Raw genomic sequence first — 22,367 nt, forward strand, 5'->3', positions numbered from 1 at the left:
ATAGTGACTATTAGACAACATTTTTCTAATCTGGCTCACTAGACCAGCAAAATGTTGCGCTGTATGCAACATTCAAGATAAATCCGGGCCTTTTATCGTGATAATCAATGATAATGTTGCCTTTGCCGCAACATTATTGAAGCAGAGGGCAGATTTTCGGCGCAAATGTTGCCGAATGCGCAACATTTGCACTGTAGAGCAGATGCATCGGCCATGCAGCTGCTCTCGCGAGCGGCAAGAAGCGTACCAGGAAGTCTACATGGGAGCAAACGCGGCGAAATGAGTGGAAGAAGCGTACCAGGAGGTCTACATGAGAGCGAACGTCAATAGACAATTTGAAATGATCTGTGAGATAATCGACTACTAGATGATACTCAGTCTGACGTAAGGAGCTTGAGGAATGGAATACCTAGTATTGCTTGCAGAAATAATGCTGGTCAATCTCGTACTTAGCGGCGACAATGCTGTTGTTATCGCGCTCGCGAGCCGTAATTTGCCTTTGCAGCACCGGAAGAAAGCGGTTTGGTGGGGAGCGATGGCTGCTGTAGGGCTGCGGATTATTTTGACTGCGGTTGCCGTATATTTGCTCAAAATCCCGTTCATCCAAGTGGCCGGCGCATTGCTGCTGTTCTGGGTAGCGATACAGCTGCTTAAGGATGATGGTGACGGCAAGGACATCGAAGGTGCGCAATCTCTCGTGAAAGCGATCCGGATCATCGTGATGGCCGACTTTATTATGAGCTTGGACAATGTACTGGCGATTGCGGCCATTGCCAACAATAATATTTGGCTGATGTCGCTCGGGGTCGCGCTAAGCATCCCAATTATCGTATGGGGCAGTCAGTTGATCATGTCGCTGTTGCACAAATTCCCGATTTTTATTTATCTCGGTGCCGGCATTCTAGGTTACACGGCCGGTGAAATGCTGGAAGAGAGCGAAACCGTGAAATCGGGGCTGCACAAAGTTTCCGAGTATGCGGACAATATCTTCCCGTTCATCTGCGGACTGCTTGTCATCGCTATTGGTTACCTCTTACAGAAACGTGGGCGTTCCGAAGTACAGGGAGCTTAACATCCATCTTTGAATGTGATCAAAAGGCGAGCCGCAAGGGATTCAGAATCCCAAGCAGCCCGCCTTTTCTATTTACCCCCGTGATTTTCTCTTCAACAATGCAACCCCGTTCGCTTCAAGCTGAACAGACGAGCCAACCGCAGCTCCGCTCTCAAGCTCCTCGTAAGCACATTCATCCAGTGCAACGCTTTGCGCGGCACCGCTGAAATTCATCAAGAAGATATAATCATGCTCCCCATCTGAGCGCAGCTGCGCAGTCACGCCATCCGGCAGCTCCGTGTCCATCGTGCGGTTAACGCCTGTCTCTTCCACAATACGAGCGTAGAAGTCACGCAGAAAATCTCCCTTAAGCCGCGTCGCCATATGATAGGCGCGACCTGTACCAAGTCGATTCACGGTCAGCGCCGGCTGCCCCGCATAGAAGTCACTCTCATATACGCCGAGCACCTCCGCGCCTTCCGCATGGATGATCTCACAAATTTCGTGCGACTCATAGGTTCCGCTGAGCCCAAGGCGATTGCCCTCTGATAAAACCAATCCGTTGCGATCATGGTCATACAAGCCTTCGATTTCCTCCGCCCAGATCCCAAGCGTCTTACGCAGCGGCCCCGGGAAACCACCGAGATGGCAGAGATCGGTTGCGCCGACAATGCCTGACCAGTACGTGGTTACGAGCGTGCCGCCGTTCTCCACAAACTTCTCCAGCCGGCGTCCTGTCTCTTCGGTGCATAGGTACAGCATCGGAGCGACGATTAGGTTGTAGCAGGACCAGTCCTCCTCGGAACCGACCACATCAACGGGAACACCGAGATCCCAGAAGGCTTTATGATGCGCAATGACCGTTTCCTCATAACGCAGCCCGATGTTCCGCGGTCCTTGCGAGTCTTTGATCGCCCAGCGATTATCCCAATCGAAGAGTAGTGCTGATTGCGAAGGCGTCGAACTGCCCAGCACCTCTGTTAAACCGGATAATGTCTTTCCAAGCGAAGCAACATCCCGGAACACGCGTGTATGCTCCGTTCCGTCATGATCGACGACAGCGCCGTGAAACTTCTCGCTGGAGCCGCGGCTTTTGCGCCACTGGAAGTACTGTACCGAATCGGAGCCATGCGCCACCGCTTGCAGGGAAGAAAGGCGGTGCATGCCCGGACGCTTCAGCTTGCTGACAGGCTGCCAGTTCGTTAAGCTCGGTGTGCTTTCCATAAGCAGAAAAGGTTTCCGCTTCAAGGAACGGTACAAATCGTGGTAAAAGGCAAAGAAAGCAGCCTGCCCGATATCGTCGGCGGCAGAATGCCAGGTCGGATAAGCATCCCACGAAATGACATCGATTTCTTGGGCAAGCTTGCGGTAATCCAGCCCTTCGATCATATGCATATTGGTTGTAATCGGAAGCTGTGGGTTGAACGGTCGAACCGAAGCAACCTCATGTCTGCAGAAGTCCGCCGTTTGATCGCTGACAAAACGACGCCAATCCAAATTATGGGCATGCACCAGAAATTCACCGTGGAAAGCCGGAGACTCAATTTGCTCCCAATTCGTATAGGTATGTGCCCAGAACGTCGTCCACCATGCTGTGTTGAGCGCATCAAGTGAACCGTACTTCGCTTTCAGCCACTCGCGAAATGCATCCTGACAATAATCGCAATGACATTCGCCGTTATATTCATTTGAGATATGCCAACCTAGGACGGCAGGGTGATTGCCATACCGCTCGGCCAGCTTCGCATTCATAATGGCGGTTTTCTCGCGGTAAACAGGCGATGTAAAGCAGTGATTATGGCGCATGCCGAACAGGTTACGTACACGGTTGGCTTCTACGCGAAGCACTTCGGGATATTGCTGTCCCATCCATGCCGGACGCGCACCGCTTGGTGTAGCGAGCCAAGCGAAGATCCCATTGGCTGCGAATGTATCCAGCAAGCGGTCCATCCATTCGAAGGTGAACACGCCTTCCTCCGGCTCCAGTGCAGCCCATGCGAAGATCCCTACTGCCATCGTATTGCAGCCTGCGAGCTTCATCAGTCGAATATCTTCGGCAAGGACCTCCGGATATTGCTGCCACTGATCCGGATTGTAGTCGGCGCCGTGCATGAAAGCTGGGAGCTTGTCGCTGATCGGGGGAAACTTTTGGAGCTTTATCGTCATGGTTTGAAATCCTCCTCATTATTATCGTACAATTCTCGCATTGCGATTTATGATTTGCAGTCTATATGAACTCCATAATAGAATATTATTGCAGGATTCGCATCGAACGAAACGAATAATAAATCGGATAATTTGAACATAAAAGGAGAAGAGAGAATGCTCCCGTTTGTACTGGCAGAATTGCCCCAACGTCATAAACCTCTGCCGCTATCTATTTATTGCATAGGCAGCCATGAGCAGAAGCATTTGATAAGACCCGAGGGGTTTCCCACGCATCAGCTGTTTCTGACTCGGCAAGGGACAGGCCAATTCGTCATCAATGGCAGCGAGAATATTGTGCTCAAGCCCGGAAGCGCATTGCTGCTGAAGGAGCATGTGAGCCATGAATATTATCCTCACGATATGGACGATGGACAGTGGGAGCTTGGTTTTGTTGCGTTTCGAGGTGCAGCGGCAGAAACGATGCTGGATATGATCATGCGATCATCCGAAGCGGCAGCAGTGACAGCGACAGCGATGGCTGAGCAGAATATACACTATCTTTTCGAACCGACTAACTTCGATGAACTATGGGAGAAGCTCGAACTGCTGTGGCATATGATCAGCGTGAGTGGTGAAGACGGCTATTGGGAGGCCTCGCTGGGCGCCTATGATTTGCTATTGACTGTTATTAGGGGCTCAAGCGGGACGGAGCTGAAGCAATCCGTTACCCCGGGAGGCGACGGCAATGCCGCGCTGAAAGCAGGTGTTCAGCTAATGCATGACCATTATAATGAGCGATTGCTCCTTACGAATGTAGCCCGAGCGTCCGGCTACTCGGTGCAGCATTTTCATCGGTTGTTCGTCGGCAGCTATGGGATGACACCGAATCAGTATATAAATCGCATCCGAATGAAGCGGGCGGTGCAGCTGTTGGAGGAGCTTGGGCATGCGAGCGGCAGTGTCGAGAAGGTAGCCATGCAGCTTGGAATGGAGACGAGTTATTTTATCCGATTGTTCAAGAAAACGTACGGAACGACCCCCAAACAATGGAAAACCAATTAATTTGTTTAAAAAATTGACGAAATTGTGTACTCGCCGTTAAAATAAGGATTAACACTTTGGCACTTTTCCGAGTCAAAGCATATGTGCGTTAACGGGGTACTAGACAAACATTGATGAAAAGGGGTAATAATTGTGAAGAAAAAGATGATTGCTTCTCTCTTAATCTCAGCGGCTGCACTTGTGGCGGTAACTGGCTGCGGGGCCAAAAATGACAACACGTCAGGTTCCGGCAACAACGCGGACTCCAAAACGTATTCAATCGCGATCTCGCAGTATGTCGAGCATCCGTCGCTTGACGCAACACGCGAAGGTTTCCTGGCTGCACTTAAGGATGCCGGTATTACAGAAGGCGACAACCTGAAGGTTGATATGAATAACGCGCAAGCGGATGCCAGCAATAATCTATCTATCGCACAGAAGATTGCTTCCAAGGATTATGATCTCATTCTAGGTATCGCAACACCGTCGGCACTTGCTGTTGTGCAAGAAGAGAAAGAAAATCCGGTCTTGTTCGCGGCTGTAACAGACCCGCTGGCAGCGAAGATCGTCAGCAACCTGGATAAGCCGGGCGGTAACGTTTCAGGTGCATCGGATACGAATCCTGCAGCGATTACGCAGCTAATGGAATTTATCGCAAGCAAATTTACAAACGTGAAGACAGTGGGTATGGTCATCAACGAAGGCGAGCCGAATGCGGTTATTATGGCAGACCTGGCGGAGAAAGCACTTGGCGAGCACAACATCAAACTGCTTAAAGCGCCTGTAACGGCAACTTCCGAAGTAAGCCAAGCGGCTGAATCGCTGGTTGGTCGTGCGGATGCCCTGTACATCGCACTCGATAACACGGTTGTAAGCAGCGTTGACTCTATCATTAAAGTAGCTAACGATAACAAAATCCCGTTCTTCTCGAGCGATCGCGATACCGTTGAGAAGGGTGCTTTTGCAACGGTAGGCTTCAAATATTACGACCACGGCTACCAAGTCGGTCAAATGGCTGTTGAAATCCTGAAGGACGGCAAGAAACCGGCTGACATGAAAGTGACTGTGCCGGAGAAGCTGGATCTTATTCTTAACCTGAAAGCCGCTGAAGCGCAAGGCATCACGGTTACAGACGAGATGAAGAGCGAAGTGAAAGATCAAGACAACAACATCATTAAGTAGGGCAAATCGGAGTGGGCGGTTCCTGTCGCTCGCTCCTTTTTTATTTTATTAAGGAGGCTATTACGATGCTAGGATCAATGATCGGAGCGGTAGAGCTGGGTCTGCTGTATGCATTAATGGCGATCGGCGTCTACATCACGTTCCGCATACTCGATTTTCCCGATTTGACTGTTGACGGCAGTTACACGACAGGCGGCGCTGTTGCGGCGATCATGATTACGCATGGCTATGAGCCGTGGATTTCAACCATTTGTGCATTTATCTGCGGGTTGGCTGCGGGTGCGATTACAGGCCTGCTTCATACAAAAGGCAAAATCAACGGACTTCTCGCCGGTATTCTCATGATGATCGCGCTCTACTCCATTAATCTGCGGATTATGGGTAAGCCGAATATTTCGCTTGTGAATACAGACACGTTGTTCTCCGCTATTTCGGATAATAGCTGGGTGTACATCCCGGTTCTTGCCGTTCTTGTGCTGCTCGTTAAGTTGCTGCTGGATGGGTTTCTTCACACGGATGTGGGGCTTGCGCTTCGTGCGACCGGCGATAATGCCCGCATGATTCGCAGCCTTGGTGCCAACACGGATACGACCAAAATCATCGGCGTGAGTCTATCGAACGGACTCGTTGCGTTATCCGGTGCGTTAATCGCGCAGGAGTCGGGTTTTGCGGACATGTCCATGGGCGTCGGCACGATCGTTCTGGGACTCGCTTCGGTTATCATCGGGGAAGCGATCTTCGGCTTCCGCACTGTGTTTCAAGCGACATTGGCGGCCGTTCTCGGCTCCATCGTGTACCGGATTATCTACGCGCTTGCGCTGCGCGTCGAATTCTTCGATGCATCTGATTTGAAAATGATTACGGCGCTAATTGTAGTCGCTGCCCTGGTCATCCCGACCGTTCGGCGCTCGATGAAGCAGAAGGCTTTGGCCCGTAAACGAACCCAGGAGCTGCTCGTTGCGGCCGGCAGTAAGGGAGGTCGAGCTTAACATGCTGGAAATTGCGCAAGTATCTAAGCTATTTAATCCCGGAACGCCGGATGAGAAAATCGCGCTGATGAACATTCAGCTGAAGCTGAATCCCGGCGACTTCGTTACCGTTATCGGCAGCAACGGTGCGGGTAAATCAACGCTGATGAATATCATCTCCGGCGTCATGAAGCCGGATATCGGCGAGGTTCGCATTGATGGCAAAGTGATCCACCATCTGCCGGAACATGAACGCAGCCGCTGGATCGGGCGCGTCTTCCAAGACCCGATGGCAGGTACCGCTCCTACGATGTCGATCGAGGAGAACCTGTCGATGGCCTATATGCGCGGCAAGAAGCGGGGCCTCAGCTGGGGAGCGAGCAAGGCCAAGCGCAAGCTGTTCCACGAGCAGCTGCAGCGCTTAGGCATTCGGCTCGAGGAACGGATGAGCGCGAAGGTCGGCCTGCTGTCCGGCGGCGAGCGCCAGGCGCTGAGCCTGCTGATGGCGACGTTCACGAAGCCGCAAATTTTGCTGCTGGATGAACATACGGCAGCGCTTGACCCGGCTCGCGCGGAGCTCATCACGGTGCTGACCGAAGAGATCGTCCGCGAGATGAAGCTGACGACGCTCATGGTCACGCACAATATGGAGCAGGCGATTCGCCTCGGCAATCGCTTGATCATGATGGATAAAGGTCGCATCATTCTGGACATTCCGGAATCACGCAAACGCGACCTGACCGTTCCGCAGCTGCTCGGCGAATTCGAGCAGATCAGCGGCCGTCAGCTGGCGGACGATCGAATCGTCCTAGGATAGAGAGAAAGTCGAGAACAGGCTGCGCGGAGCGGCAGGTTCTCGACTTTTTTGTTGTTGTGCAGTACGCGAGGAGCGTGGTGAGCAGCGGCCAAACGGGAGCCGACGTTCTCCACCGCCACTCCCCGGCCAACCCAGCCTCCCGTGCATGATCTCCACCACCGAAAGAAGCCTGTTCGTTCTTCATGCTCACTAACCGACCAACCCAGCCGCCCGCGCATGATCGCGCCAAGCGCCACCGTCGCCCGCGCCAGCTACTCCCCAAGCTGCTTCGTCAGCCATTCCTTCACCGTGTCGAATACGTCATCGCGGTCGAGCTCGTTGTGGAGCTCGTGCTTGAGGCTGGGCCACTCGATGAAGGTGCATGGCGCACCGGCCAAGTCGGCGAACTGCCGGCTAGCTTTAATAGAGGTTACTTTGTCGCTCCCACCATGCATGAGCAGCAGCGGCAATCGCCACTCGGCAGCATGTTTTAATGCCCACACCCCTGCGGTTTGCACGCTGAGGAAGAAGCGAGCGGTGATGGAGCCATGGCCAAGCGGATCCTCCTGGTACCGTTTGATCATAATCGGATCAGAAGTCAAATGATCGCCGTTCATAGGTCTATTATTGGAATAGGACGGGAATAATCGATTCACCACCCGCGCGACCATAACTTGGAGCGGGGGCGGGTTGAAGGCAAGCATCAGCCATGGCCCCGTGACGATAACCCCGTTAACCTCCGGTTTCCGCCGGAGTACGTAGTTCAGCGTAACGTTGCCGCCCATGCTATGCCCGTATAGGAAAACCGGCGTATCCGGAAAGCTCTCTTGTGCCGCAATCAGCATCGAATCGACGCCGTCCAGCAGCGCATCATACGTTGGTGTGTGTCCGCGTTTGCCCTCGTTCTTCCCATGTCCTACCTGATCGAAGCCGAAGACCGCATACCCGGCTGCCGTAAACATTTCAGCAACATGCCGGTAACGACCGATATGCTCACCCATTCCGTGGATAAGACATACAACGGCTCGAATGAGCTGCCGATTCTCGGGCCTCCATTCACAAGCATGGCGAACGGTGCCATCCTCGCATTGCAGCTGAAAACTACGCTCAATCATCATTCTGCCTCCCGTAGGCGTTCATTCCGCCAGATGCGATTTTTCCGAATTGTTCTCTACATTGCTAATTCAAACTTTACCATAGTAGAACAGGGAAAATAAATGTGAACGCGAATCCCCTAAATTTTAGACTGGCAAGAAAGCAGGAGTTACGGCATTATAGAGAGAAGTTCAACGGTAGCAAGTTTATTCTAATAAACCCAATGGTGTTGTATCAGGAAAGGTGGACGTATGCGTAAAACGAAAGTAGGTATTATTGGCTGTGGCGCAATCAGCAGCATTTATCTGGAGAACTGCACAGGCAGCTTCAGCGGTGTACTTGAAGTTGTAGCCATCGCGGATCTGTTCGTAGAGTCAGCGCAGAAGCGAGCGGAAGAGTTCAACATTCCCAAGGCGTGCTCGGTTGCAGAACTGCTGGCAATGCCCGAGGTCGAAATCGTCATTAACTTAACATCCCCGACTGTTCATACGGAAGTAAACTTGCAAATCCTGCATGCCGGCAAGCATGTATACGCAGAGAAACCATTCGCGCTAACACGTGAAGATGCAGACCGTGTCCTTGACCTAGCTCGTGAAAAAGGTCTTCGTGTCGGCATCGCGCCGGATACATTCCTTGGTGCAGGCCTTCAAACCGCTCGCAAGCTGATCGAAGATGGCTGGATCGGTACGCCTTATGCGGCAAGCGGCTTGATTATTATGGGTAACGCTTACGATGCCATGCATCCACAGTTCCAAAACTTCCTGCAAACCGGCTGGGATCCGCTTTTTGATATGGCACCTTACTACTTGACGGCTTTCGTTAATTTGCTGGGTCCGGTTCGTAAAGTGTCCGGTTCCGTAGGTAACGTGAATCGTGAATTTACGGTGACGAATCCGAAATCGCCTCGTTTTGGCGAAACGGTGCCTGTTACAGCGCCTATGCATGTTTCGGCCTTGCTGGAGTTTGATAACGGGGTATCCGCAACGCTGCAAGTCGGCAAAGAGAGCTTCGGCTACACGCCGCGCCTGGAGATTTACGGTACGGAAGGCAATCTGGTAGTAAACGATCCGAACATGTTTGATGGGGCGATTACGCTGCAGCAAGCAAACGGTACAGTGAAAGAGTTCCCGTATTCCCACGGTTTCTCGAAGAACAGCCGCGGCATCGGCGTAGCCGACATGGCGTATGCGATTCAATCCGGCAGAGCACATCGTGCAAGCGGAGAGCTGTCCCGTCACGTGCTCGATATTACAATTGGCATACTCGACAGCGCTGAGAGCGGCAAACATATTGCGGTCACAGCACCATGCGAAGTTCCGGCTCCACTGCCACTTGGCTTGAAATACAATCAACTAGACGCATAGCACATTTGAAATAAGATGGGGGTCTTCATATCATGAGTGACAAAATTCGAGTTGGACTGATCGGTTACGGTTTTGCCGGCCGTATTTTTCATGCGCCTTTTGTAGATGCTGTTGAAGGATTGGAGCTGGCTGCCGTTGTTGAGCGCAGAACCGCCCATTCGAAGGAGAAATACCCTGGCGTGAAAGTCGTCAACGATGTCCGTTATTTGTACGAGGATCCAAGCATCGACCTCATTATCGTAACGACGCCAAGCACGGATCATTACGCATTCGTCAAAGAAGCGCTGCTCGCCGGCAAGCATGTGGTTGTAGAGAAGCCGTTCACGCCGACTTCCGCAGAAGCGGACGAGCTTATTGCCCTGGCCAAAGAGCAGGGCAAAGTACTGAGCGTCTATCATAACCGCAGATATGACGGCGATTACTTGACCATTCAGGAACTGCTTCGTCAAGGGATGATCGGCGAAGTGAGGGACTGCACGTTCTCGTGGGACGGCTTCGACCCCGTCATGAATTCCACGAACTGGCGTGAAGGAGCGCTGCCGGGTACAGGTGTTTTCTACGATCTAGGCGTTCATTTCTTCGACCAGGCGCTGACGCTCTTCGGCATACCGGATGCAATCAACGGCGATGTGCGTGTGCAGCGAGAAGGAGCAGAGGCTCATGATTTCTTTGATGTGACGCTGTTCTATGGTAATCAGCAGAAGGTGCGAGTGAAGTCCTCGAAGTTTGTACGTGAAGCCAGCCCGCGTTATGTACTGCATGGCACGGAAGGCTCTTTCGTCAAATACGGAACCGACCCGCAGGAGGAAGCCCTGATTGGCGGCGCGATGCCGAACGATCGTGGATTCGGTATTGAACCGAGAGAAAATTGGGGAAAGCTCAATTCTTCGATCGGCAGCATGCATTTTGAAGGCGTTGTTGAAACGTTTCACTCGTCTTACAAGGGATATTATGACAATATTTACAAACATATCATCGGACAAGCAGAACTGAATGTGAAGCCGGAAGAAGCGAGAAATGCGATCCGTTTGATCGAGCTGGCGCTTCAAAGCAGTGAGGAAGGCAGAACGCTGCCGGTTAAGCTGTAGGCTGAATCGCTCGTCTGCAAAATAGGAGGAACGAAGCTATGTTTCCATTCCAAGCGTCATTGAACGCGTCGACATTATTTCCTTTTAAGCTGAATGTGCTGGAGCAGATTAAGGTTGCTGCCGAAGCAGGTTATGAAGGTATTGAGCTGTGGGTTTCGGACATTGAAGCTTTTCTCGCAAGCGGCGGTACTGCTGAGCAAATCAGAGCGTGCCTGAGCGAGAATAACGTTGTATTCGCTAACGCGATTGCGTTCTTTAAATGGGCGGATGCGGATGCAGCTGTTCGCGCAGAGGGTTTTGCCCAAGCGGGGCGGGAACTGCGCATGCTGGCTGAGCTTGGCTGCCGCGCTGCGGCTGCGCCACCTTTTGGCGATGTGGCGAGCGTTTCGCTCAGCGACATGGGACAGTATTATGCGGAACTGACGGCGCTTGGCCGCGAGATCGGCATTGATGTTTATTTGGAGTTCTGGGGCAAGGCGAGCAAGCTTTCGACCGTTAACGAAGCGAAGGAAGTCGTTCTGGCTTCCGGGATCGAGCAAGCACAGGTACTGTTGGACCCGTTCCATATGTACACTGGCGGCAGTAGTGTTGAGGATTTGAAGCAGCTGCAAGGCCGTCAGATCGGCATCGTGCATGCCAATGACTATCCGGCTGCTCCTTCAAGAGAAGTCATTACGGATGCTGAGCGGGTATTTCCCGGCGAAGGCGTTGCTCCACTCAAAGAGATTGCCGAAGTGTTGTACGCTTCCGGCTACCGTGGTTTTCTATCGGTGGAATTGTTCATCGAAGACTTCGGCACCCTTACGGCTCTGGAAGTTGCGAGCAAAGGGATTACGACATTGAAGCAAGCTTTTCAGGTGGAAGGTTAAAACTTGAGTTACGTTAAGGGCTGGGCATTCGGATCAAATCCGGTGCGCAGCCCTTTTCCAATATCTTCTTTACAGCTAGCCGCTTGCAGGCCTATAATCGACTCGGGTAGCGCCAATTTAGGTTCTAAGGGGATGCTGTAATGAAACTGTCCGTATGTTTGGATGCTTTGTATCACGGGAAGGATTTTTTCGCCAGCCTAGAGGAAGTTCGCGCCATTGGGTATGACACGGTCGAGTTCTGGTCGTGGTGGGATAAGGATGTGGAACGTCTTGCACAACTTGCAAGCGATTACAACATGACGATTGCGTCCATGTGTGTGAAATCGGCGAACTTGGTTGATGAGTCATTGCGTGAGGCTTATCTGGATGGACTGCGAGAGTCCATTGCCGCTGCCAAGCAGCTGAACTGCCCCACATTGATACTAACGGTTGGGCAGGAATTAGCCGATGTATCGCGCGAGGTACAGCAGCAATCCATCATTGACGGGCTTCGTGCGAGCGCGCCGCTGGTAGAGGAAGCTGGCATCACCATTGTACTGGAACCGCTAAACACACTTGTTGATCATAAAGGCTATTATTTATCTTCATCGGAACAAGCTTTTGATATTATCCGTCAGGTTGGAAGTCCGAACGTGAAGCTGGTCTTCGACATCTATCATCAGCAAATTATGGAGGGCAATCTGCTTGCGAACATCCTTCCGAATTTGGAGCTGATTGGCCACTTCCATGCAGCGGGCAATCCGGGTCGTCATGAGCTGAGCTCGGGGGAGCTGCATTACGGACGGATTTTTGACGCAATTGATGCGGCTGGTTACGAGGGCTATATGGGGCTGGAATATTTCCCGATTGCCGCGCCGGAGGTTGGGCTCAAGGAACTGCTTGCTGAAGTGAAGGTTTAGAAAAGGTAGTAGGAGCAGTAGTGGTTGCAGGAGTAGAGCAGTAGCAAGAACAGTAGCAGGAACAGCAACAGTAGCAGGAATAGTAGCAAGAACAGTAGCGAGAACAGGCGCAGGCAGGCGGTAACAACAACAGCAACAACAACAACAACAGCAACAACAACAGCAGTTCTGCAGCTTAGGATAGAGTGTTGTGCATGAAAGACAATGGGAGGAGCATGAATGATGAAGTTGACGGATGAGCAGCTTGCGTTCTTTGACACCTATGGCTTTATTAAGTTTGCCGGACTCTTGAAGGCGGAGAACAGTTGGATTACGGAGGAATTCGAAGCGGTTTTTCCAATGCTTGAGGAGAAACATGACGGCTCTAAGCGTACGATGATCGTGCCATTCGCCGACCAGCGCGAGCGGTTGTGCTCGCTGATCGATGACCCGCGAATTGCCGGAATCGCGAAATCGCTGCTAGGTGAGGATTTCAATTACATGGGCAGTGACGGGAACTATTACACCGGCGACACGCCTTGGCACCGGGATGGAGAGAACCGTGCGCGTCGGCATATTAAGATGGCGCTGTACCTCGATGAGCTGGATGGTTCAAGCGGTGCGCTTCGTGTGATGCCGGGCACGCATCGGTTGGATGATCAGTACGGTCAGGATGCGGCAAAAGTTTGCCGGTCCATTGGCCAGCTTGGCATTCATGGCGCAGACCTGCCCGCACAAATACTCGATGTCGTGCCAGGCGATGTGCTGGTGTTCGACCACAATCTGTTTCACGCTTCCTTCGGAGGAAGTTCACAGCGCAGAATGTTCACCTTGAACTTGTGCCAGCGCTTCAAGGATGAAGAAATCGACGAGCTGCGCAGCTACATCCTGATGCATGCGCATTTCCGCCGCGACCACTATTATGGTCAAGCGATGCTAAGCAGCGCCACAGAAGAGCGCCGCGTCCACTTGGAGCAAGTCGACTCCCTCTGCGGCGACTACGCCAAACGGACCGAGCATCTCCCGCGCCTGCCGATGCGGATCGGAATGCCCTAATATGCTAAGCCCCACTGGGGAACGGTTTTCCGTTCTTTTGGTGGGGCTTTTATTGTTGTTGGTGAGGGAGAGCCGAGCTCACGGCGAAAGAAGTGAATGAGGGAGTCTACATGGGAGCAAATTCGGCGGAATGGACGAAAGAAGCGTACCAGGGAGTCTACATGGGAGCAAATTCGGCGGAATGGACGAAAGAAGCGTACCAGGGAGTCTACATGGGAGCGAATTCGGCGGAATGGGCGAAAGAAGCGTACCAGGGAGTCTACATGGGAGCAAATTCGGCGAAATGGGCGAAAGAAGGGTACCAGGGGATCTACATGGGAGCGGATTCAGCGGAATGAGCAGAAGCTGTGGTTCATTAAAGGTGGGCTTGATCATTATCCATCTAAACTATTAAAGAATTTTGGGGTAAGGCGGGGGAAAAGGATTAGGTTTTTGTTAGTTCTGTTAGAGCATGAGGAAGAAATTAAAAAAACGAGACCATAGCGGCCTCGTTTGATGAGATTAATCATTATTTGGTAAAGCAAAGCAGATTGTCGTCGCTGTGAAGATGGTTTAATATCGCTTGCTGGATCAGCTCCAGATCCTTGGTTCGAAACGCATTGAGCAAATCCTGATGATCCTTCTCCATGTGGTCCAAGTCGTAGAACGGCAGGTTTTTGGAGAAATGCAGGCGAATCTGGTTGACGATGCTTTGCCACGTGAGCATGACCGTGCGTTCAGCAGCCATCTCCAGAATGGATTGGTGAAACAGAATATCGAGGTCAACAAGGCGGCTCTTCGCCCCGCTCGTTACAGCTTCTCTCATCTCATCAATAATGCCCTGCTGCTTGCTGAAGAAGTGGTCATCCAGCTTGTCTAGATAGCGCTTCACAACGAACCATTCGATATGGAAACGGATCGGCATGAGAATGTTCTGCACTTCATCGGCATCCAGATCCGCGACGACGGTTTCTTTATAGGGAACGGAAAGCAGCAGACCTTCGCGTTCGAGCTGGCGGATCGCCTCACGAATGGGGCCGCGGCTGACTCCCATTTGCTCCGCAATTTCCATCTCTTTAATGCGCGCGCCGGGCTGCAGATGTCCGTGTAGGATAGCTTCTCGTAAATCATGCGTCACTTTCTCGCGAAGTGACGTATTGGCTTGCTGCTTGAATGTGAATTCAGCCATATCAGAATTGCTCCCTTATAAGAGTAAGACTCACAGAATGGTCCTAGGTAATCAGATAAATCTTAGTATACGTTGTAAATGTAGAAAATGCACTTTGTTTGTATTTTGTTAACAATCTACAATATACAATTAAGGCAAATATTGTTGACAATAATTCGAGCCCAGAACTACAATAAGCTTAATTAAATGTAAGCGCTATACTTATTTGAGGTAATATATCGCAGTCAGGATGCGCTATTTGAAGAATAGCAGTTCTGAATACGATGAACATTTTACGGCATGAAGATACTACACGAGCAAAGGGGAACCGGCTATGAGAATTACGGAAGTGGAATCGATTTATCTGCGTATTCCGGATTTGGATGCTGAGCGGTGTGATGGCACGCAGGATACGCTTATGATCCGCATTCATACGGATGAAGGGATTACAGGTTATGGTGAGGTTGACTCTGTTCCGCTCGTGGCGAAGGCAGCTATCGATGCACCGCCTTCCCATTCGATTGCTACGGGACTTCGCTCGCTTCTGATTGGCGAGAATCCGCTTGAAATCGACCGTCTGTGGGACAAAATGTACCGGGGCACGATCTACTTTGGCCGCGGCGGTCCGGTGATGCATGCGATGAGCGGCATCGATATGGCGCTGTGGGATATTGCCGGTAAGAAAGCAGGCCGTCCGGTGTCCGAGATGCTCGGCGGCACATACCGTTCCAAGCTCAAAGCCTATGCAAGCTCGCTTATGCCGGGCACGATTGAAGAAGCGGTTCGCCTGGCAGGGCAGTTCGCATCGGAAGGTTACAAGGCGATGAAGTTCGGCTGGGGGCCGATCGGCCGCGATCCGAAATTCGATGAGCAGCAAATTCGCGCGATTCGCGAAACCGTTGGCGAAGACATAGATGTGATGATCGACGGCGGTCTGGCCTGGGACCTGAAAGGCGCTCTCCGCATGGCGGAAGTGTATGAGAAATACGGTGTCTTCTGGCTCGAGGAGCCGCTTCATCCGGAGGATCTGATCGGCTATCAGGAGCTGTCGAGACGGACGACGCTTCGCATAGCAGGCGGAGAGCAGGAGAGCGGCGTGACCGCGTTCCGCCGGTTGATTGAGGATGGCGGACATGATATTGTCCAGCCGGATTTGGGCCGCTGCGGCGGACTGACCGAAGGGAAGCGCATCGCGTACATGGCGCATGAGCGTCATAAGCTTGTTGTCCCGCATGCGTTCAAGACCGGGATTCTGGTTGCGGCGAGCACGCATTTTGCTGCGGCAATCCCGAACGGATTCATGATCGAGCATACCGCTTCCACGTCGCCGCTTGCACGCGAATTGGTTTCGGAGGCGATTGAGTTTAAAGACGGCTACGTGCACGTACCGGATCGTCCGGGCCTTGGCGTTACGGTTGATGAAGCAGTTGTGGAACGATATCGCGTCAAATAGGAGGATTTATCTCACATGGCGAAAGCGGGCAGGTTTGACGGCAAGGTGGCGCTGATTACAGGCGGGGCAACAGGAGTCGGCTATGCAACGGCATGCCGCTTGGCCTCGGAAGGCGCAACGGTTGTTATTACGGGCCGCCGTGCGGATGTCGGAGCAGAGGCTGCTGCTGCGCTAATTGAGCAAGGCTATCGCGCTCAGTTCATTGCTTGCGACGTGTCGGACGAAGCAGCGGTTGCCGCAATGTTCGCGCAAGTGGAGAGCGTCTACGGGCAGCTGGATATTCTCGTGAACAATGCGGCGATGTTCGAGCCGATGCGATTTCTCGGTGCGGAGATGAAGAACTGGCGCAAGGTGTTCGATATAATCGTCGACGGTACCTTCCACTGCACGCAAGCCGCTGCGCGAATGATGACGGCCAAGGGTACTCGCGGTTCGATTATTAATGTGTCCTCGATTAACGGCAGCCGCGCGCTGGATGAATCATCGAGCTACAATGCGGCGAAAGGCGCGATGGACCAATTGACGCGCAATACGGCGCTGGAGCTGATCGACGTCGGTATCCGTGTTAACTCCGTCGCGCTCGGTTTTATCGAGACGCCGATGTCGGTGGTGGATGGCGTGAAGGAGCATGAGACGGAGTGGTTTCGAGATATATACGTCGCCCGCGGCAAAATCGCCCAAAGGCGTCAAGGCCAGCCGGAGGAAGTGGCCGGCGTCATTGCTTTCCTGGCATCGGAGGATGCCTCTTATATGTGCGGTGCAGTCATTCCGGTTGATGGTGGATTGTCGATGACCTTTTGATAAACGAGAGAGGTGCGGGAGAAAGGGCTCCTTGCACCTCTTCATCCTGAGAGGAGATTAGATGCTATGCAAGCACTTATCTATGAAGGTCCGAAGGAAATGAATGTAAGGGAAGTCGATGCGCCGGTTGCAGGGGAAGATGAAGTTGTTATTCAGGTGGCATACAGCGGGATTTGCGGTTCGGAGCTAAGCGGTTTTCTAGGCAAAAACTCGCTCCGCAAGCCTCCGATGATCTTCGGCCACGAGTTCTCCGGTATCATTGCGTCCATGGGCAGCCGGGTTGAAGCGTCCGGCGCTTGGTCGCTTGGGCAGCGCGTCACGGCGAATCCGCTTGTGACCTGCGGTCATTGCGACAAATGCGCGAGCGGCAGGCAGCAGCTATGCGTCTCGCGAAAGCTGCTTTCCGCGGCGCTGCCCGGCAGCAACGCGGAATATGTGAAGATTCCGGCAGCCTTCGTCTATGCGGTGCCGGATGGGATGACGCTGCAGACGGCAGCGTTGGCGGAGCCGACTGCGTGCGCAGTGCGTGTAGCCGAGCTCGCCGCTGCGAAGCCGACGGACAAGGTGCTCATTCTCGGCATGGGGCCGATTGGATTGCTGGCTCTGCAAGCCGTGCTGCAGTATGGTGTTAGTGATGTCATTGCCGTGGACATGAATGAGGATCGCCTAGCGATTGCGCGTCGTCTTGGCGCGAAGCATGTTATCTGTCCGGCAGGCGTGGATACGCTGGAGGAAGTGAAACGGCTAACCGGCGGCAGCGGCGTGAACATTGCCATTGATGCCGTTGGCGCAGGCTTGACGCGCAAGCAGTGCGTGCTGGCCTGTGGGACCGGCGGTCGTGTTGTTTTTACAGGGCTGCATGAGGAAGAGTCGGCCTTGCCGATTAATATTGCGATCCGCAGCGAGATTACGATGACGGGCTCTTTTGCCTATTCGGCTATGAATTTCCGGACTGCGCTTCAGTGGCTGGAAGAAGGCCGCATCGGACTTGATGAGGGCGTTGTAGAGGCGCCGCTTAGCGAAGGCGCGAAGTGGTTCGAGACGTTGCTCGGGTCACCGGGCAACGTGTCCAAAGTATTGCTGATTCCGGGAGGTGCATCGTAATGCCGCGATTTGAAGAATGGCATTCCCCGATTGCGGGCATCAGCCGCAAGATTTTCCGTCCCGGCCAATCGATTATGAGCATGATGCTTACGCTCGACTCGGGCTCCATTGGGCCGGCTCACTCACACCCGCATGAGCAGCTTACGTTTGTCATCAGCGGCCAAATCGCCATGACGATGAACGGCGAAACGACAATTGTCAGCGCAGGTGAGCAAATTCACGTGCCCGGCGATGCGGTGCATGAGGTGAAAGCGCTGGAGGATACGGTTATGATCGAGAACTTTACGCCGCTGCGCGAGGATTTGCTGGCCACGATTACGGAGTAGGGTGGCGCGAGGCAAGAGCTGAGGCAGGATGAAGAGATCGGATGGCGAGAACGGAATTCGAGATCGTATGACGAGAACAGAATTCGAGATCGTAGTGGAGATCCTCGCAGTAATCTGTGAGGCGAAGGGTGGTCGTTCTTGTGACAGTTACGGTGGATACCAATTGGACGTACAACGACATTCGAACGGTGCTTCTGGAGAATGAGCAGCTTCGTGTCATTATCATGCCGGACCTAGGCGCGAAAATATGGCAGATCACGTTCAAGCCGCGCGGTAAGGATCTGCTGTGGCATCATCCTCGCATGAAACCGCGGAAGCTTGCGCTGCATTCCGTCTATGACGATCATTTCTTCGGTGGCTGGGATGAGCTGTATCCGAATGATATCGCGGAGACGATCGATGGCGAGCCGTTCCCGGATCACGGGGAGATCTGGACGCTGCCGTGGCAGTATGCGCTGGAGCGGGTACACCCTGAAGAAGTCACGCTTCACATGTGGGTGGAAACGCCCATCAGCGCAACGCGACTGAGCAAGCGGGTTACGCTGCGCGCCGGTGAATCGAAGCTGCGTTTCGCGCACACGATTACCAATCTCGGCCGCAAACCGCAGCCGTATTTGTGGAAGCTGCATGCGGCAATGGCAGCCGATGAGCATTCGCGGATCGATTTGCCTGCCCGCAACATGGAGATGGAGGGCTTCGGCTCGCCGCGTACCGGCAAAACCTCGTACAGCTACCAGTGGCCCTATTCTCAGGATGACGCGGGTGAAGTACATGATATGCACTGGGGACTGCCGCATTCGTCAGGCGTCAGCGAATTCCAATATGCCACAGATATGCAGGCTGGATGGTGCGCTTTGACGCATACGCGAGAAGGCATCGGGTTTGGCCTGAGCTATGATAACCGTGTGCTGCCGACTTGCTGGCTGTTCGCTTCCTATGGCGGTTGGCGAGAGCTGCAAACCGTTGTACTGGAGCCATGTTCCGGCTATCCGGTCGGGCTGCAGGACGGACTGGATCGCGGAACGCACCAAGCCCTGCAGCCCGGGGAGACGGTGTCTTGTACCGTCATCGCTACGGTGTTTGAAGGATTGACAGCGGTGGATCACATTGATGCTGACGGTGAAGTGACGGGCACGGCAAGGTGAGCAACTGTTGAAGGAACAAATACCCGAGCGTCGTTCTGTGACGATGCTCGGGTATTTCTGTTGAAGTAGCCCGCCAGAGGCGGTGGAAGGCTGAGAGTAGGATTGTCGACTTCTCAGCGGCAGGCCCACGCGAGAAAGGAGCAAATTTGGAGCGATGAAGACACTATAAGCGGAATAGTCGCTTAAAGCGCAGAACCACATGAGAAGGGAGCGAATGCAGAGCGTTCGTGATAGTGCTGGCGAAACAGCCGCTGGAATGACATGTAACTTTTGCCTATGAGCGTCGTCTATAGAGATGAGTCGCAAACGAGAGTCGAGAGGAGCATGTCGCAAATGAAGTCATGGAAACATACCACGCTTGCGGTGGTAGCGGCCGGAATGTTATTGTCCGGTACCGCTGAAGCTAAAGCCTCTGCACAAACGAACCCGGATCCGAATAAGAGCTACGATGGCCAAACCATGCCGGCTGTGTCGAATAAGGTCCCTTTTGCTAAGCCGATTTGGACGATAGAACTGGACAAACCTACGATAGAGAACAGCTACCAAGCCCCGATTGTGATCGAGAACAGCGCATTTTTCACCATCAAAGGTGGCGTGCTGCAAGCGCGAGCGATACAAACCGGCAAGCTGCTCTGGTCCTACGGCACCAAACTGCAGGCAGGAGCCGTTCAACTACTAAACGGCAGCCTATACGTAAGCGGACAGGACGGCGCTGTCTATCAAGTGGCTGCCCAGACGGGTACAGCCAAGCGAATATATCAGGCGAACAAGAAGTCTACATTCAGCCAATTTAAGGTGGATGGGAATACGCTTTATTTTGCCTCCTCGCTGGGGCTCGTCTCGGTCAATCTCGCAACGGGTCATGAGAAATGGCGCAACACGGACGTGAACAGCATTCCTGAGAAAGTCGGCGGCAAGCTGCTCGTGCTGGCGATGGAATCCGGCGCGATCACGGTGACGACAACGTATGCCATCGACGAAGCTACCGGTAAAACCATGTGGCGGCTGGCCGGCAGCCACTCGCATGTGCTGAAGGTTGACGGAGAGAAGCTGTATTTTGAAAATGATTGGCCGAAGAGCGATACCACCAAATTTCTCGTCGATCTGGATGTCGTCGATCTGCAGACGGGCAGCGTCATCGAAACCAAATCTTTTGTCCCCGTCAAGCAAGGGGAAGACCCGATGTATCAGTACGCATCCAAGCTTGTGATAGAAGGTAACGATGTCTATGTATCCACCAAGGATCGTCAGCTCTACCACTATAACTTGAATGCCGATCCATCGGTTGTGAAACCGGAGATCATCCAAGATGACGGCACATGGATCGCTGGACCCTACAACGGCAAGCTGATTTATAAGAATGGAGACAACATCGGTCTGCACGCACGCAAAATAGTCGATCATACGCCGGTTTTCTATCAGGGGCTGGACAATCCGGTTAGCCGAGTAGATCTAATCGATTCGGGTCTGTACGTCGGGCAGACCGATGGAGAGGTGTATGCGCTGAATGTCGCGACAGGCAAAGCCCTTTCGCGCTTTCAAACTTCCGCTCGGAGCTATGGTCCATTCCAAGTGGCGGGAGATAAGCTGCTTGTGCAGGCAGAGGGTAAGCTCTATGCTTTTACGCTTCCGGCGGAATTGCGCAAGCCGATCAGCGGTAATGGACTGGCAACCGGTGCTTATGCGAAAACGGATGCCCGCCTCTCCATCGACGGCCAGCTCAAGAAATTCGAGCCGAGTATGATGACGACCGGTAATCGGATGCTTGTTCCGCTTCGTTTTCTCGTGAGCGAAATCGGGGCCAAAACCAGCTACAATACACAAACCAAACAAACCACCGTCACGCGCGGCGACCGCTCGATTATTTTGGCGGAGGGAACTCCTTTCGCAACCTTGGGAAGCGGGCAGACCCCGTTGTCTTTTGCGCCTGTTGTGCTCAGCGGCAGCCTATACATCCCAGTCAGCGATATCGGCAAGCTGCTCGGAGTCGAGGTGAAGTGGAACGGGGGAACGAGAACGGTTGAAGTAAACACGAAGGGTTAGCGATGCAATTATGCTGGAGATGATGATATGAAGAAAATGATATTTTCGCTCCTGCTGCTTGTTTGCCTGTCTGGGTGCAAGAACGAAGAGACTTCCATTTCGCTGGCTGATGTCAAAGAAATCGCTGGCCATTATGGGATCCCCCTCGTGCCGATGCAGGACGGTAATCCGGGGGCTGTATTTTCCAGGAAGTACAATGGCGTCACTCCGAGCCGTTTCGTGGTGGATGCGAAGCAGTCGATTAGTATCTATATTTACCCCTCCAAGGGGGAGGCTGTTAAGGGGATAAAGGATTTCGAAGATAAGACGGCGATTGCCGATGTGACTCCGCATACCCGCTATCAGATCAACAATGTCGTGCTCTATGACATCACGGATTTCAAGTCGAACAGGGATCGTATAGCGAAGGTGGTTCAGGGTTTACGTGGTTATGCTGCTGTGCCCGATCAACTGTTGGAACTGACGGAAGCGAGCAAAGCGAAGTATCGTGAAATCGCTTGGGCAACGGTTGAAGAGGGGCAGCGCAAGCATGTGACGGGACGCAGCACAGATGCCGTAGTGACAACGATCATTTTGAACAATCAGTGGATTGTGCCGAATAAGGATCGTACGAAGCTCCACTTCCATAGGCTTGTTACCGTGACGTTCAATACCGATCAAGACGGGCTGCTCGGTCCTATTGTTGTGGTTATTAATCCTGCTAATGATGAGGTGGAAGGTTATTACCCAAGGTTGTAATTGTCGCTTATAAACTCTTCTTAACGACCTGTAAAAATGACAAAAACCGCTGGCGTTCGGAGATGGAGCGTTCA

The 22,367-nt window shown here is 52.8% G+C and carries 21 protein-coding genes; 18 read left to right on the top strand and 3 right to left on the bottom strand.

Annotation, left to right across the window (positions count from 1 at the left end):
• The first annotated feature begins 400 nt into the window (after positions 1–400).
• Entirely contained in the window at positions 401–1,072 is a 672-nt protein-coding gene (locus AC0YNS_RS24235; protein ID WP_475783511.1) for a TerC family protein, read from the top strand.
• A gap of 72 nt (positions 1,073–1,144) precedes the next feature.
• Here AC0YNS_RS24235 and AC0YNS_RS24240 read toward each other — a convergent pair whose 3' ends face one another.
• The gene (locus AC0YNS_RS24240; protein WP_475783512.1) at positions 1,145–3,217 is read right to left on the bottom strand and encodes a beta-galactosidase; all 2,073 of its coding nucleotides are present in this window, start codon (positions 3,215–3,217) and stop codon (positions 1,145–1,147) included.
• A gap of 156 nt (positions 3,218–3,373) precedes the next feature.
• Between AC0YNS_RS24240 and AC0YNS_RS24245 the strand changes: the two genes are divergently transcribed.
• The 4 genes from AC0YNS_RS24245 to AC0YNS_RS24260 all read left to right on the top strand — a co-directional run bounded on the left by AC0YNS_RS24245 (position 3,374) and on the right by AC0YNS_RS24260 (position 7,207).
• Positions 3,374–4,261 carry an AraC family transcriptional regulator gene (locus tag AC0YNS_RS24245; RefSeq protein WP_475783513.1) on the top strand — a complete coding sequence of 296 codons (888 nt, stop codon included), beginning with the start codon at positions 3,374–3,376 and terminating at the stop codon, positions 4,259–4,261.
• A gap of 132 nt (positions 4,262–4,393) precedes the next feature.
• Positions 4,394–5,422 carry an ABC transporter substrate-binding protein gene (locus AC0YNS_RS24250; RefSeq protein WP_475783514.1) on the top strand — a complete coding sequence of 343 codons (1,029 nt, stop codon included), beginning with the start codon at positions 4,394–4,396 and terminating at the stop codon, positions 5,420–5,422.
• Positions 5,423–5,487: 65 nt separating this feature from the next.
• A complete protein-coding gene (locus AC0YNS_RS24255; protein ID WP_475783515.1) occupies positions 5,488–6,411 on the top strand; it encodes an ABC transporter permease in 924 nt (307 codons plus the stop codon).
• Between the two features lies 1 nt (position 6,412).
• Entirely contained in the window at positions 6,413–7,207 is a 795-nt protein-coding gene (locus tag AC0YNS_RS24260) for an ABC transporter ATP-binding protein (RefSeq protein ID WP_475783516.1), read from the top strand.
• A gap of 251 nt (positions 7,208–7,458) precedes the next feature.
• Here AC0YNS_RS24260 and AC0YNS_RS24265 read toward each other — a convergent pair whose 3' ends face one another.
• Positions 7,459–8,304 (bottom strand): lysophospholipase, encoded by an 846-nt coding sequence (locus tag AC0YNS_RS24265; RefSeq protein ID WP_475783517.1) that lies wholly within the window; start codon positions 8,302–8,304, stop codon positions 7,459–7,461.
• A 228-nt stretch (positions 8,305–8,532) separates the two neighbouring features.
• On the opposite strand from AC0YNS_RS24265, the gene AC0YNS_RS24270 reads away from it, so the two are divergent.
• The 6 genes from AC0YNS_RS24270 to AC0YNS_RS24295 all read left to right on the top strand — a co-directional run bounded on the left by AC0YNS_RS24270 (position 8,533) and on the right by AC0YNS_RS24295 (position 13,874).
• Entirely contained in the window at positions 8,533–9,645 is a 1,113-nt protein-coding gene (locus tag AC0YNS_RS24270; RefSeq protein ID WP_475783518.1) for a Gfo/Idh/MocA family protein, read from the top strand.
• 32 nt (positions 9,646–9,677) lie between these two features.
• Positions 9,678–10,733, top strand: coding sequence for an oxidoreductase (locus AC0YNS_RS24275; protein WP_475783519.1), 1,056 nt, complete (start codon positions 9,678–9,680; stop codon positions 10,731–10,733).
• Between the two features lie 38 nt (positions 10,734–10,771).
• Positions 10,772–11,602, top strand: a complete 831-nt coding sequence (locus tag AC0YNS_RS24280; RefSeq protein WP_475783520.1) for a sugar phosphate isomerase/epimerase family protein — start codon at positions 10,772–10,774, stop codon at positions 11,600–11,602.
• Between the two features lie 140 nt (positions 11,603–11,742).
• A complete protein-coding gene (locus AC0YNS_RS24285) occupies positions 11,743–12,501 on the top strand; it encodes a hydroxypyruvate isomerase family protein (RefSeq protein ID WP_475783521.1) in 759 nt (252 codons plus the stop codon).
• A 219-nt stretch (positions 12,502–12,720) separates the two neighbouring features.
• Positions 12,721–13,536: a phytanoyl-CoA dioxygenase family protein gene (locus tag AC0YNS_RS24290; RefSeq protein WP_475783522.1), complete on the top strand. Its 816-nt coding sequence runs from the start codon at positions 12,721–12,723 to the stop codon at positions 13,534–13,536.
• Between the two features lie 110 nt (positions 13,537–13,646).
• Positions 13,647–13,874 carry a hypothetical protein gene (locus tag AC0YNS_RS24295; RefSeq protein ID WP_475783523.1) on the top strand — a complete coding sequence of 76 codons (228 nt, stop codon included), beginning with the start codon at positions 13,647–13,649 and terminating at the stop codon, positions 13,872–13,874.
• A 170-nt stretch (positions 13,875–14,044) separates the two neighbouring features.
• On the opposite strand, the gene AC0YNS_RS24300 is transcribed toward AC0YNS_RS24295, so the two are convergent.
• Complete coding sequence (locus tag AC0YNS_RS24300) at positions 14,045–14,704, bottom strand: GntR family transcriptional regulator (RefSeq protein ID WP_475783524.1); 660 nt, start codon at positions 14,702–14,704, stop codon at positions 14,045–14,047.
• Between the two features lie 313 nt (positions 14,705–15,017).
• On the opposite strand from AC0YNS_RS24300, the gene AC0YNS_RS24305 reads away from it, so the two are divergent.
• The 7 genes from AC0YNS_RS24305 (at position 15,018) to AC0YNS_RS24335 (ending at position 22,293) form a co-directional block, all read left to right on the top strand.
• Positions 15,018–16,136, top strand: a complete 1,119-nt coding sequence (locus AC0YNS_RS24305) for a mandelate racemase/muconate lactonizing enzyme family protein (protein ID WP_475783525.1) — start codon at positions 15,018–15,020, stop codon at positions 16,134–16,136.
• Between the two features lie 15 nt (positions 16,137–16,151).
• Positions 16,152–16,937 (top strand): SDR family NAD(P)-dependent oxidoreductase, encoded by a 786-nt coding sequence (locus AC0YNS_RS24310; RefSeq protein ID WP_475783526.1) that lies wholly within the window; start codon positions 16,152–16,154, stop codon positions 16,935–16,937.
• Between the two features lie 66 nt (positions 16,938–17,003).
• Entirely contained in the window at positions 17,004–18,041 is a 1,038-nt protein-coding gene (locus AC0YNS_RS24315; RefSeq protein WP_475783527.1) for a zinc-dependent alcohol dehydrogenase, read from the top strand.
• A complete protein-coding gene (locus AC0YNS_RS24320) occupies positions 18,041–18,367 on the top strand; it encodes a cupin domain-containing protein (RefSeq protein WP_475783528.1) in 327 nt (108 codons plus the stop codon). Before AC0YNS_RS24315 ends, AC0YNS_RS24320 begins: the two co-directional genes overlap by 1 nt.
• 140 nt (positions 18,368–18,507) lie before the next feature.
• A complete protein-coding gene (locus AC0YNS_RS24325; RefSeq protein WP_475783529.1) occupies positions 18,508–19,512 on the top strand; it encodes a DUF4432 family protein in 1,005 nt (334 codons plus the stop codon).
• A 333-nt stretch (positions 19,513–19,845) separates the two neighbouring features.
• Entirely contained in the window at positions 19,846–21,555 is a 1,710-nt protein-coding gene (locus tag AC0YNS_RS24330; protein ID WP_475783530.1) for a stalk domain-containing protein, read from the top strand.
• 27 nt (positions 21,556–21,582) lie between these two features.
• Positions 21,583–22,293, top strand: coding sequence for a hypothetical protein (locus AC0YNS_RS24335; protein WP_475783531.1), 711 nt, complete (start codon positions 21,583–21,585; stop codon positions 22,291–22,293).
• Positions 22,294–22,367 lie beyond the last annotated feature (74 nt).

The organism is Paenibacillus sp. J22FR21 (assembly GCF_056269135.1).

Coding starts and splice junctions, on each gene's coding strand:
- AC0YNS_RS24270 (WP_475783518.1), top strand. CDS start 8,533: ATGCGTAAAACGAAAGTAGGTATTATTGGCTGTGGCGCAATCAGCAGC.
- AC0YNS_RS24330 (WP_475783530.1), top strand. CDS start 19,846: ATGAAGTCATGGAAACATACCACGCTTGCGGTGGTAGCGGCCGGAATG.
- AC0YNS_RS24245 (WP_475783513.1), top strand. CDS start 3,374: ATGCTCCCGTTTGTACTGGCAGAATTGCCCCAACGTCATAAACCTCTG.
- AC0YNS_RS24280 (WP_475783520.1), top strand. CDS start 10,772: ATGTTTCCATTCCAAGCGTCATTGAACGCGTCGACATTATTTCCTTTT.
- AC0YNS_RS24295 (WP_475783523.1), top strand. CDS start 13,647: ATGGGAGCAAATTCGGCGGAATGGACGAAAGAAGCGTACCAGGGAGTC.
- AC0YNS_RS24240 (WP_475783512.1), bottom strand. CDS start 3,217: ATGACGATAAAGCTCCAAAAGTTTCCCCCGATCAGCGACAAGCTCCCA.
- AC0YNS_RS24305 (WP_475783525.1), top strand. CDS start 15,018: ATGAGAATTACGGAAGTGGAATCGATTTATCTGCGTATTCCGGATTTG.
- AC0YNS_RS24290 (WP_475783522.1), top strand. CDS start 12,721: ATGATGAAGTTGACGGATGAGCAGCTTGCGTTCTTTGACACCTATGGC.
- AC0YNS_RS24285 (WP_475783521.1), top strand. CDS start 11,743: ATGAAACTGTCCGTATGTTTGGATGCTTTGTATCACGGGAAGGATTTT.
- AC0YNS_RS24320 (WP_475783528.1), top strand. CDS start 18,041: ATGCCGCGATTTGAAGAATGGCATTCCCCGATTGCGGGCATCAGCCGC.
- AC0YNS_RS24235 (WP_475783511.1), top strand. CDS start 401: ATGGAATACCTAGTATTGCTTGCAGAAATAATGCTGGTCAATCTCGTA.
- AC0YNS_RS24315 (WP_475783527.1), top strand. CDS start 17,004: ATGCAAGCACTTATCTATGAAGGTCCGAAGGAAATGAATGTAAGGGAA.
- AC0YNS_RS24275 (WP_475783519.1), top strand. CDS start 9,678: ATGAGTGACAAAATTCGAGTTGGACTGATCGGTTACGGTTTTGCCGGC.
- AC0YNS_RS24335 (WP_475783531.1), top strand. CDS start 21,583: ATGAAGAAAATGATATTTTCGCTCCTGCTGCTTGTTTGCCTGTCTGGG.
- AC0YNS_RS24310 (WP_475783526.1), top strand. CDS start 16,152: ATGGCGAAAGCGGGCAGGTTTGACGGCAAGGTGGCGCTGATTACAGGC.
- AC0YNS_RS24265 (WP_475783517.1), bottom strand. CDS start 8,304: ATGATGATTGAGCGTAGTTTTCAGCTGCAATGCGAGGATGGCACCGTT.
- AC0YNS_RS24300 (WP_475783524.1), bottom strand. CDS start 14,704: ATGGCTGAATTCACATTCAAGCAGCAAGCCAATACGTCACTTCGCGAG.
- AC0YNS_RS24260 (WP_475783516.1), top strand. CDS start 6,413: ATGCTGGAAATTGCGCAAGTATCTAAGCTATTTAATCCCGGAACGCCG.
- AC0YNS_RS24255 (WP_475783515.1), top strand. CDS start 5,488: ATGCTAGGATCAATGATCGGAGCGGTAGAGCTGGGTCTGCTGTATGCA.